This is a genomic window from Corynebacterium sp. HMSC08C04 (assembly GCF_001807495.1).
GTDB lineage: Bacteria > Actinomycetota > Actinomycetes > Mycobacteriales > Mycobacteriaceae > Corynebacterium > Corynebacterium simulans.
On sequence record NZ_KV789205.1, the window covers coordinates 32,160 to 43,634 of the forward strand.

General features: G+C 56.9%; 10 protein-coding genes and 1 tRNA gene. 8 read left to right on the forward strand and 3 right to left on the reverse strand.

All coding sequences use genetic code 11. The features are described 5' to 3' along the window. Positions 1 to 10: 10 nt before the first annotated feature. Positions 11 to 424: a hypothetical protein gene (locus tag HMPREF3169_RS05110; RefSeq protein ID WP_061924384.1), complete on the reverse strand. Its 414-nt coding sequence runs from the start codon at positions 422 to 424 to the stop codon at positions 11 to 13. Between the two features lie 94 nt (positions 425 to 518). Between HMPREF3169_RS05110 and HMPREF3169_RS05115 the strand changes: the two genes are divergently transcribed. From HMPREF3169_RS05115 to HMPREF3169_RS05145, 7 genes are all read left to right on the forward strand, one after another. After that, a tRNA-Leu gene (locus tag HMPREF3169_RS05115) sits at positions 519 to 600 on the forward strand. A gap of 593 nt (positions 601 to 1,193) precedes the next feature. Then, positions 1,194 to 3,356, forward strand: coding sequence for a LamG-like jellyroll fold domain-containing protein (locus HMPREF3169_RS05120; RefSeq protein ID WP_061924380.1), 2,163 nt, complete (start codon positions 1,194 to 1,196; stop codon positions 3,354 to 3,356). A gap of 500 nt (positions 3,357 to 3,856) precedes the next feature. Next, positions 3,857 to 5,947 (forward strand): formate C-acetyltransferase, encoded by a 2,091-nt coding sequence (gene pflB, locus HMPREF3169_RS05125; RefSeq protein WP_061924377.1) that lies wholly within the window; start codon positions 3,857 to 3,859, stop codon positions 5,945 to 5,947. 59 nt (positions 5,948 to 6,006) lie between these two features. Further along, a complete protein-coding gene (grcA2, locus tag HMPREF3169_RS13500) occupies positions 6,007 to 6,258 on the forward strand; it encodes an autonomous glycyl radical cofactor GrcA2 (protein WP_061924374.1) in 252 nt (83 codons plus the stop codon). A gap of 3 nt (positions 6,259 to 6,261) precedes the next feature. After that, positions 6,262 to 7,131 (forward strand): pyruvate formate-lyase-activating protein, encoded by an 870-nt coding sequence (gene pflA / locus HMPREF3169_RS05135; RefSeq protein ID WP_061924371.1) that lies wholly within the window; start codon positions 6,262 to 6,264, stop codon positions 7,129 to 7,131. A gap of 68 nt (positions 7,132 to 7,199) precedes the next feature. Beyond that, positions 7,200 to 8,444: an alpha/beta fold hydrolase gene (locus HMPREF3169_RS05140; RefSeq protein ID WP_070455863.1), complete on the forward strand. Its 1,245-nt coding sequence runs from the start codon at positions 7,200 to 7,202 to the stop codon at positions 8,442 to 8,444. Positions 8,445 to 8,697: 253 nt separating this feature from the next. Further along, on the forward strand, positions 8,698 to 9,825 hold the full coding sequence (locus tag HMPREF3169_RS05145) for an SPFH domain-containing protein (protein ID WP_062037446.1): 1,128 nt from the start codon (positions 8,698 to 8,700) through the stop codon (positions 9,823 to 9,825). A gap of 59 nt (positions 9,826 to 9,884) precedes the next feature. Here HMPREF3169_RS05145 and HMPREF3169_RS05150 read toward each other — a convergent pair whose 3' ends face one another. Further along, entirely contained in the window at positions 9,885 to 10,199 is a 315-nt protein-coding gene (locus HMPREF3169_RS05150) for a GNAT family N-acetyltransferase (RefSeq protein ID WP_062037449.1), read from the reverse strand. Positions 10,200 to 10,416: 217 nt separating this feature from the next. Next, positions 10,417 to 11,178, reverse strand: a complete 762-nt coding sequence (locus HMPREF3169_RS05155; protein WP_062037453.1) for an HNH endonuclease family protein — start codon at positions 11,176 to 11,178, stop codon at positions 10,417 to 10,419. 37 nt (positions 11,179 to 11,215) lie between these two features. Here HMPREF3169_RS05155 and HMPREF3169_RS05160 point away from each other — a divergent pair, with 37 nt between their 5' ends. Next, a complete protein-coding gene (locus HMPREF3169_RS05160; RefSeq protein ID WP_145915051.1) occupies positions 11,216 to 11,419 on the forward strand; it encodes a hypothetical protein in 204 nt (67 codons plus the stop codon). Positions 11,420 to 11,475 lie beyond the last annotated feature (56 nt).

Sequence of the window (11,475 nt, forward strand, 5' to 3'; positions counted from 1 at the left end):
GCCCTACTTTCTAATTCTGGTCGTCGCCACGCCTGCGGCGCTGTTGGTTTAAGGCGTTAAAAGTTTCTACGTCCATCTGCGGGCGCTGCGGCAAGAAGTCCTCATCGATCTTAGTGACTTCGCCTTGCTCGGACTTTGCTTGGTGCTGGTAGTCCGTGACACCCATTTCGGCGGCTTCGTTCTCTGCCTCGATGCGCTCATTTTCATAACCTAGGGCGGTCTTATACGCATAAACCACAAAGACAGCGAAGAGTGGCCATTGGAAGGCATAGCCTAAATTTTGGAAGGTGCCGGAGCCGGAGCGGAAGCGCGTCCACTGCCAGTAGGCGAGCAATAAAAAGAGCACCACGAAAAACGCGATGAGGACGATATGCCACCATCGCACTTTCAGCTTCTGCCGCTTTGGCGCTTTGTTATTACTCACCCGTAACAGCCTACTCAACACAAACAAAAAACTGGATTCGGGTGCGCCAGTTTTAGCGTGGGCGTAGAAAACATGTAAACTACTTTCGTTGCAAGCGCCCGTGGCGGAATTGGCAGACGCGCTAGATTTAGGTTCTAGTGTCTTATGACGTGAGAGTTCAAGTCTCTCCGGGCGCACGCTTAGCCTCCGTGTCACACGGAGGCTTTTTGCCGTTCAGGGCTTATTTCTTGGCGCCATGAACATTTCGGGCTAAGTAGCAAAAAGTGTGTCCGCTACGGCGTGTCGTGGGTACGTATCTCCGGGCATAAAGCCTCCTAGGGGCTACGTGGCTTCCATCGTTGTGAGCACAAGGTGCGCGCCTCGGAGATCGCACATACCAGTTTGTGTGCGCCTCGTTTGAGGCGGCGTAGAGGGCCGGTATGAAGCCTTTAAGCGTTCCACCTGCAATGCGCTGCAGGTAGCTAATCTAAACCGTTGCATTCCGCTCTGATGAACCCCCGCGACAATGAAGTTGTATTCACGGCTTCTAAGAGTCGGATGCTGTGGACTACCACAGACTCACATCGAAAGCGGTATTTCGCTATCTAACCTGGCCTATTTCGTATTCGATGAAACAAACCAAGCATTTATATATTCTGGCCAGCACCAATGCTTGGAATCAGACACACTTTTTGCTACTTAGCCCAACATTTCACGTGAAGGTAATACTTTCGCAACCTAAGTTTCTTAGGCTCTTGAGGTCCCCCGGAATCTCAAACGGAGAAAATTCATGGTCCTCTCGCATCGTAAAATCGGCATTCTTGTTATCTCTTCGCTGTGCGCAAGCAGCCTCGTTGCCCCACATGCGCTGGCGCAGTCTGCTTCGGAAGGCTCACGCTTTACACTCGGCGTGCTTCCCGATACGCAGTTCTACTCTCGCTATTCCACCCCTGAGACTGGCAACCTCGCGCAGGAGCGCTACGGAAGTGAGCCTTATCGGGCGCAAACCGAATGGCTTGCGGAAAACAAAGACGCCCTAAATATGCAGTTTGCTACTCACTTGGGCGATGTCGTGGACCAGTCTGATGTGGAAGGGGAGTGGAAGGTCGCCGACGAGGCGATGCGTACGCTCGACCAGTCGGATCTTAACTACTCCATCCTTCCTGGCAATCACGACTTGACCGGCGATGCTTCCTACCAGCCTTTCAACCAGTGGTTTGGGGCTGACCGCGCCAAGGAGGCCAACTCGACGTTCCAGGAACGCTTCACTGGGGTCGATTCTGATTCCGAGTACCACATTTTTGAAGCCGAAGGCCAAGAGTATTTGGTCTTGGCCCTTGCATGGCGCGCCAACAACGAGGTGCTGGATTGGGCGCAGCAGGCTATCGATGAACACCCTGACCTTCCGGTAATCCTGACTACCCATGAGGTCTTGAACATTGATGGCTCCGGTGAGGTTTTCTATTCAGACGATTATGGCAAGCACTTGTGGGACGATTTCATCAGTAAAAACGACCAGATTTTCCTCACCATGGGTGGTCATCACCATGGCGCAGGCTACCGAGTGGACAAGAACGACTACGGACACGATGTTGTAGCTATCTTGCAGGATTATCAGATGGCCTATCAGGGCGGAAACGGCCTTTTGGGCGTCCTTGAGTTTGATCTCACCGGCAACGAACTCGAGATGGCAGCGCTTTCGCCATGGGTCGCGCAGAAGCCCCAGGAAGAACTCACGCAATTCGATGAGCTGATTTTGGAGGGCAAGGGCGATAGTTACAAGATTCCGTTCAATTTCGCGGAACGCTTCGCTGATTTTGACCCGCAGTTCCAGGTCGGTGATGAAAACAATGGCGATTTGGCGCAGGAGGCGCGCGATATCGTGTCTGCCGGTTATCGGCCATACGAAATTAAGGCCGATGAGCTTCCGCAGGGTCCGGATGACTTTGTGAAAAATGACAACACTGTCTTCCATTGGCGTCCAGGTGAGGCAATGGACAAGGAAGGTGCAGCGCTTAACGACGGCGCACCTGCCGGCGCTGGCACCATCATTCCGGATATTGCGGGTGAGGGTGACTTGCATCGTGAAGGCGGCGTCGTTGGCGCAGACCGGGTGACGTATAGCTCGGACCATCACCCATTGTCGTCGGATAGCGGCTCGCTTTATTGGGCTGACCCGGCCGGCAAACCTACGACTGCGGAGTTTAAGTCGGCCAAGGATGCAGCTATTAATCGCTTTGATTCCGATTCGGGCTATACCTTTGAGTCTTTTGTGAAGCTGCCGGAGGACTTTGATGGCGAAAAGCATGGCTGGGGCAGTGCGATTTCGCGGGATTCGCAGATTTCCAAGTTGGTACCGGGCTCGACGGATACTGATCCCACCGTGATGTTCGGTGTGTCGAACCTGCGGGAGTTGCGCTGGTGGGCAGAGCCGGAAGAAGGAAGCGGCTCGACTGTGTGGTCGCACGAGGTGCCGAAGGACGAGTGGATGCACATTGCTGTGGTCAACGACCCAGAAAAGGACACCGTGGAGATGTTCATCAACGGTGCGCCGATTTTGCGTAATGCCAAGGGAGCGGAGGGGCTGTTGCCGCGTGACCTGCAGTGGGTAATGGGCGCAGGCCGCGGAGAAGGCCACCCACAAGACCCGTGGTACGGCTGGATCGGCGAGACCCGTCTGAGCAGCGGCGTGCTGGATAAGGAACAGTGGCTAACTGCTCGGGATCATGATGCTGGTGCATCTACTACCGGGTCGGCTTCGGGATCGGCTTCGGGATCGGCAGCCGGGTCTTCCACTGGCTCTACGGCGGGCCTGTCGAGCGGGGCGTCGAGTAGCGGCGGCGTCCTAGCCGCGGTGTTGGTGGGCCTTTTGGCGGTAGTCGGTGGAGGCTTTGCGCTGGCGAATTTCTTGAGCCGAACACTGGGAATTCCGCTGCCACGCTTGCCTTTCTAAAGCTTGCGAAAATCGCGATCGGAAGTGGAAACAATCGGGCGCAGAATGTGATTTTGTGCCCGATTTATCCTGTTACTGAAGTAAATAAACACTATGTGCATTAAGAATCTGAGCTGGTGTTTAGCTATAGAAATTCGCAACAATGGTTTTCTTCCGATCGGCAGGTAATTCGGAAATTGCTGATAAAAAAGCTATCAATGCGTTGTGGGGAAGCTTACGATCGGGGGCAATTTACCCCCGATCTAAACGGTATGTCCGTCTTTTATGAAATTGATGACCTGCGTGGGCATCGAATAAACGCGGATGTGCTCTGTTGCACAATTGCTCAAGTAGGAGGGTGCAGTCACGGCTCCTAAAATTGGAGACAAGAGGCGCTCGTCGCTTAAGGGTGAGACCAAAGTTTCCGCTAGGAAACGTACGGAACACAGTGACAGGAAACAGCGGCAAGGCGCCCCGAATCACTTGAATGAAATGTGTCAAACAAGAAGGGAGTCACAATCGTGACCACCGCAACGCAACCGCTGCAGTTTGAAGCCTGGAAAGGATTCGAGCCTGGTCCATGGACTGAAGGCATCAACGTCCGGGACTTCATCCAGCGCAACTACACTCCGTACGATGGAGACGCTTCCTTCCTCGCGGGCCCAACCGAAAAGACCCAGCGCACGTGGGACACCCTCGAAAAGGACTACCTGTCAGTAGAGCGCCAAAAGCGCATTTTCGATGTCGACACCCACACCCCAACCGACATCGATGCTTTCCCGGCCGGCTACATCTCTGAGGATGACGACGTCATCGTCGGCTTGCAGACCGACACTCCGCTCAAGCGTGCCATGATGCCAAACGGCGGCTGGCGCATGGTTGAGCAGGCCATCCGTGAGGCAGGCAAGGAGCCGGAGGAAGACATCAAGAAGATCTTCACCCGCTACCGCAAGACCCACAACGACGCCGTCTTCGATATCTACACCCCACGTATTCGTGCGGCTCGATCATCACACATCATCACCGGTCTGCCTGACGCATACGGTCGCGGCCGCATCATCGGTGACTACCGCCGCGTGGCTCTCTACGGTGTCGACTACCTGATTGCCGAGAAGGACGCTAAGAAGCATGAGGTCGGCGAGCTCGGATTCAGCGAACACTGGGCACGCTACCGCGAGGAGCATGCAGAGCAGATCAAGGCTCTGAAGAAGCTCAAGGCCATGGCTCAGTCCTACGGCTTCGACATCTCCGGTCCTGCAAAGACTGCTCACGAAGCTGTTCAGTGGACCTACTTCGGCTACTTGGCTTCCATCAAGTCCCAGGACGGCGCCGCAATGTCCATCGGCCGCCTGTCTGCATTCTTCGACTGCTACTTCGAGCGCGACCTCGCAGCCGGTATCATCACCGAAGAGGACGCACAGGAAATCATCGACCATCTCGTTCTGAAGCTGCGCATCGTTCGCTTCCTGCGCACCGAGGACTACGACCAGATCTTCTCCGGCGACCCATACTGGGCAACTTGGTCTGACGCTGGTTTCGGCAATGACGGCCGCCACATGGTCACCAAGACCTCCTTCCGTCTGCTGCAGACCCTGGTCAACCTTGGCCCGTCACCAGAGCCAAACATCACCATTTTCTGGGACCCAGCACTGCCAGAGGGCTACAAGAAGTTCTGTGCTCACATCTCGATCACCACTTCTTCCATTCAGTACGAGTCTGATAGGCAGATTCGTGAGCAGTGGGGCGACGACGCAGCGATTGCTTGCTGTGTTTCCCCGATGGAAGTTGGCAAGCAGATGCAGTTCTTCGGCGCTCGCGTCAACGCTGCAAAGGCCCTGCTCTACGCCATCAACGGCGGCCGCGACGAGGTTACCGGCAAGCAGGTTGTTGAGGGCTACGACGCTATCCAGGGCGACGGCCCGCTCGACTTCGACGAGGTTTGGAAGAAGTACGAGGAGATGCTCGACTGGGTAGTCGGCACCTACGTCGAGGCTCTGAACATCATCCACTACTGCCACGATAGGTACGCTTACGAGGCAGTCGAGATGGCGCTGCACGATTCCAACATCGTTCGCTCCATGGGCTGCGGCATCGCTGGCCTGTCCATCGTGGCTGACTCCCTGTCCGCCATCAAGTACGCCAAGGTGTACCCGGTCCGTGACGAGTCCGGCCTCATCGTTGACTACAAGACCGAGGGCGACTTCCCGTTCTACGGCAACGATGATGACCGCGCCGACGACATCGCCGCAACCATCGTCCACACCGTGATGGATAAGATTAAGGCCATCCCGATGTACCGCAACGCAATTCCAACCCAGTCCGTTCTGACCATTACCTCCAACGTGGTCTACGGCAAGGCAACCGGTGCTTTCCCATCCGGCCACAAGGCAGGCACCCCGTTCGCGCCGGGCGCAAACCCAGAGAACGGCGCTGACAGCCACGGCATGGTCGCTTCCATGCTGTCGGTGGGCAAGCTGGACTACAAGGATGCGTTGGACGGCATCTCGCTGACCAACACCATCACCCCGTCTGGTCTCGGCCGCACTCCGGAGGAGCGCATCGACAACCTGGTGGGCGTGCTGGACGCAGGCTTCATCATGGAGTCCAAGTAAGCCACCCCGGCAATCAAGTTTCCCCCATTCAACCTCAACTCACTTCAAGGAGTATCACCATGGCAACCCCAACTTTCGACGAGCGCTTGGCAGACATGAAGGCTAACCGCGACGAGCACCAGATGAACGCGGGCCTGTACCACGCAAACATCAACGTTCTGGACAAGGCAACCCTCGAGGACGCTGTCGAGCACCCAGAGAAGTACCCGAACCTGACCGTCCGTGTTTCTGGCTACGCAGTTAACTTCGTCAAGCTGACCAAGGAGCAGCAGCTCGACGTTATCTCCCGTACCTTCCACCAGGGTTCATAAAAAATGGCTGATGGCATTACTGGAGTCGTGCACCTCGACCCCCAAGCGGGCGAGAAGGTGCGCGGTGCGGCCGCCGGCCTAGGTACCGATAACTCCCTCGACGAGATCAAGCGCCCGGAGCTCATGGAGGCACGCCGTACTGGCGATATCGCCTTGGTGCACTCCTGGGAGCTGGTGACCTCCGTCGATGGTCCAGGTACCCGCATGACGATGTTCATGTCCGGTTGCCCACTGCGCTGTCAGTATTGCCACAACCCAGACACCATGGAGATGAAGGTGGGCACCCTCGAGCGCATCGAGGACGTCGTCAAGCGCATCAAGCGCTACAAGCCCATCTTCAAGACTTCCGGTGGCGGTCTGACCATCTCAGGTGGCGAGCCGTTGTTCCAGATTGCGTTCACGCGCCGCGTGCTCAAGGAAGTCCACGATGCGGGTATCCATACCACCATCGATACCTCGGGCTTTTTGGGTACGCGCCTGCGGGACGAAGACCTGGAAAACATCGATCTTGTGCTTCTCGACGTCAAGTCTGGCGACGAAGAAACCTACAAAAAGGTCACTCGCCGCGAGCTGCAGCCAACCATCGATTTCGGTGACCGACTGTCGGCGATGGGTAAGCCGGTGTGGATCCGCTTCGTGGTGGTTCCAGGCCTGACGGATTCCCCGGAAAATGTGCGAAACGTCGCCAAGATCGTGGGGCGTTGGAGCAACAACGTCGAGCGTATCGAGGTGCTTCCGTTCCACAACATGGGTGCTGATAAGTGGCATGAACTGGGCTATCCGTACACCCTTGAGGATACGAAGCCGCCAAAGCCGGAGGATATCGAAGCAATTCGTGACGTCTTCCGCGACAAGGGCTTCACCGTTTACTAAACGAGTGTTCCCTGAATAAGAAAAGTTTTTAGCGCTGTGCCGTTTGGTACAGCGCTAAACTTTTATCCATGACTCGCCGTTTCGGATATCCAGTAAAAGAGCACACACTTTCCGTCCCTTGGGACTACAACGACCCGCAACAGGGCACGTTTGAGCTCTATGCCCGCGAAATCGGTGACCCGGATAAGCCCGCCATTCTCTATAACCAGGGCGGGCCAGGCTTCCCAGCCCCGCGTCCACTGGGGCCGACGGGCGTTATTGGGAAGGGCTTGGAGCGGTTTCGCTGGATCTTGATGGACCAGCGTGGCACGGGGCGCAGCTATCGCATTGATGAGCTTTCCGACGCCGCCGACTTAAGCGTCGATCGCCTTAAACTACTGCGCCAGGACAACATCGTGCGCGATGCGGAGCGGCTGCGTGAGTACCTTGGCATCGACAAGTGGTCTTTGTTCGGCCAGTCCTTTGGCGGATTCTGCATCACGAGCTATGTCTCCTTGTTCCCCGAGTCAGTGGACAAGGCCTTCCTGACCGGCGGCCTACCGACCTTGGACAAGGGCGCAGACGATCTTTACCGTTCCACGTTCACCAAGCTCAAAGTGCGCCAACAGCGCTTCTTCGACTACGTACCTTTCGCGCAGCAGCGCATCGCGGAAATCATCGATCACCTGGACAACTCGCAGGAGGTTTTGCCTACTGGGGAGCGCTTGAGCTCGCTTCGCTTCCGCACCATCGGCATCGAGCTGGGCCGCGGCTCCGGATTCGATTCCCTGGGCTACCTGCTTGAGGAGCCTTTCCGCACCGTGGGTGGGGAGAAGCACTTGCGCTCCGATTTCCTCCACGAGGTTGGTGCTCGCGTGAGCTTCCAGGGTGGGCCATTGTATGCGGCCATCCACGAATCCATTTATGGCAGTGTGGGCGGCCAGCACGTCACGGGCTGGGCGGCGCACCGCGTGCGCGAGGAGTTCCCGGAGTTTGCCGAGTCAGGCACGTGGCTGACAGGCGAGCACATCTTCCCGTGGCAGTTCGATGAGGATCCGGCGCTGCATGCGTTCAAGGATTCGGCAGAAGCGTTGGCGCAGTTTGAGTGGGATGCTGCGCCTTACGACGCCGCGGTATTGGGCAACGCTGAGGTGCAGGCCGCCGCAGCTGTCTATCTGGATGACATCTTCGTGCCCTTCGAAGAGGCGATGCAGACCGCTAGCGCCTACCGTGACCTGCGCCCAATGGTGACTAACAAGTTCCAACATAACGGAATCGGCCACGACGGCGAGGGCATTCTGGGCGAGCTTTTCCGCTTGGTTGATGACCACTAGAACACCCGTTTGCGCCGGCCGGCCCCGGTCGGTCGTCGATCAGTTCCTGCGCCAGGCGGTGGCGGCACGACGCTGCACAGAGTGGAAGATGGAAAAGCAGACGGCGGACTTGGCGCTCGCTGCCTAGCCCCTTGTCTTATTCGATAGCAGTTTCATTAAGACTCTTCTTTCCTGCTCGCACACTTATTCAAGGTGTGGCAAGGTGGGGAGAGAATCAAGAATTGAACAAAGAATTGAACGAGAGGAAGAACCAATGATCGGAATGATTGTTGTTGGCGTTGTTCTGCTGGCGATTGTTTTGACCATTTTTGATGGCTACTACATCGTGCGCACCCGTGAGGCTGCCATTGTGGAGCGCCTGGGTAAGTTCGTGACCGTGGCGCACGCTGGCCTGCACTTCAAGCTGCCGTGGGTTGATCGCGTGCGCGACAAGATCAGCCTGCAGGTGCGCCAGCTCGATGTCATGGTGGAGACCAAGACCAAGGACAACGTCTTCGTTCAGATTCCGGTCGCCGTTCAATACGAGGTTGTTCAAGGTCGCGAGCGCGAGGCCTACTACATGCTCTCCAACCACGAACAGCAGATTGTGGCCTACGTGCAGGATAACGTTCGTTCCTCGGTTGCCAATATGGACTTGGATGATTCCTTCTCATCCAAGGACACCATTGCACAAAACGTCGCAATGTCCTTGCGCGATAACATGGCCGCTTATGGCTGGCACTTCGTAAACACCCTGGTTACCGATATTCGCCCGGATACCCGCGTGCGCGAGTCGATGAACTCCATTAACGCTGCGCAGCGTGAGCGCGAGGCGGCTATCGCACAGGCTGAGGCGGAGAAGATTCGCGTGGTTAAGGAAGCCGAAGGTGCCGCTGAGGCAAAGAAGCTGCAGGGTCGCGGTGTGGCTGAGCAGCGTAAGGAGATTGTCGAAGGCATTGCGCAGCAGTACGAGATGCTGCGTGCTGCAGGCGTTCAGGAAAACCCGGAGACCCTCATGCTTGTCTCCCAGTACCTGGACGCGATGGTCGACGTCGCCGACCGTTCTCACACCAACGTCCTCTACATGCCTTCGAATCCAGGCGGCATGCAGGATCTCTTCGGCGGCATGCGCGACGTATTGCTTTCGACTCAGGCTATTAACAACGAAGCCTCTGATGGACTCGACCGCGAGCAGCGCAAGCGCTTGGAGCAGCTGCGTGCGCAGAAGGCGCAGCGCGCGCAGCAGGAGGCGCGCGAGGTGCAGCAGCGCGCTGAGCACGCCTTTGAGCAGGCTCCTTACGGCGGCCAGCAGCCACAGGCTCCACAGCAGCAGGGTCAGCACCCACAAAACGCACGTCAATACTTTGATGAGCTGCGCAAGCACCTCAAGGATGAGGGTTAGTACTTCCGTGGAAGGACTCTAAGGATCGCACCTGCAAGCCGTCTTCGGTGAAGTTGGATTTATCTAACCACGCCTCGAAGACGGCTTTTTTGCAGCCATTCGGCGTCGGTGATGGAAAGCCACTCGGTGTCGCGGGAGCGACCTTTGTAAACCATGTGGTTGCGGAATATGCCCTCCGGAACAAATCCCAAGCGTACAGCGGTGTTGCGGGAAGGCTGCTTGAGATGCTTGGAATAGTAGACCCATCCCATCTCCACGCTGCCGTGCTCGGGCACTGCGTTGATGAGTGAAATTGAGCCAATGGCTTGCTCAGCTATCGCCGTGCGAAACTCAGCAGAGTCCTCGAATGGGCCGGAACCATTGAAGTAGGTCAAATAGTGCTTTGGAGCTCGCCTTCGAAAGCTGCCACCATGTCGTCGCCGTGCTTGTCAGCATCCAACGGCTCGAGGCGGCAATAGCGACCCTCCAGCGTTACAGGTTGGGGAAGCGAACGAGTGGTCTAATTCTTGGGTCTAATGGGTTGGTCGAGTTTGTTGATACGTGTCGTGTTGACATCCTAAAGGTGCTCGTTCCCCCACGCCGGCGGCGACGCTAGTTCGCTGGGCATGCGGCGAGTAATCCTGCGAGCGCGTCGCGCTCAGCCTCGGTGACCCACAGCCCGTAGGTTGACTTCACATCGATGATTCGCTGGGCGTAAGAGCAGCGGTAGCCATTGTTCGGCGGCAGCCAGGTTGCTGCGTCGCCTGCGGATTTCTGCTGATTAAGTGGGCCGTCGACCGCGAGGAGATTGCGCGGGTCGTTGGCAAAGTCGCGGCGCTTTTCCGGTGACCATTCTTGGGCGCCTTTTTGCCAGGCGTCGGCAAGCGGGACTACGTGGTCGATCTGAACCTTGTCTGAAGTGTCTTGCCCGCGCTGGAAGCTGATCTCCGTGCCGGAATAGGGATCGTGCAGCGTACCTGTCAGGACCACGCAGTCATGAGTGTTTTCTTTGAGCGTGATATCCACGAGGTCACGGCGCAGAATGTCGTTTCGCGTATCGCAGCCGTTGTGGCCAAATTCCACGGTGACATCGTCAGACCACGCCTGCCCGAACTGCTCACGTTCGTAGTCAGTCTTTGGCGCGCGGCCCTTAACCGGCAGTGCGTTGAGCTGTTCTAATGCAGGATTTGGTGCAGGTGCCGCGGGGGTGTTGGGTGCATTGTCCAGACTATCGTTTGCAGTGGTTGTGGGCGCAGTCGCTGAGGTGGACGAAGTCGGGGCGTCGAGAGTTGCGCCAAAGATGACGAGAGCTGCGACGATGAGGTTGAGGATGCCGACTATGTAGTACGGGCGAAAAGGGGAGCGGGCTGCCATGATGGGGATGATTTTAGCGGCTAGACTGGCGCCGGTAATGAGTATTGATAGGTTCTTTGATGAATACACGCAACAGCGCGGGATTGTCCGCAGTGCGCTTGTGGTTCCGGCGAGTGCATGTGAGATTTATGCAGAGGTAGAGCCCGAAGGTCCTGCCGGGGAAGGCATGCGACGGGGCCAATCGCGCGTGGAACTAAAGCGTGCTGAAGAGCTAGTTTCCCAGCTCTTGGGTGATTTCTAGCCGTATTCTCGCCGCCGTGATTTACGAGCGGCACCCACACACGCCGTCAAAAGATG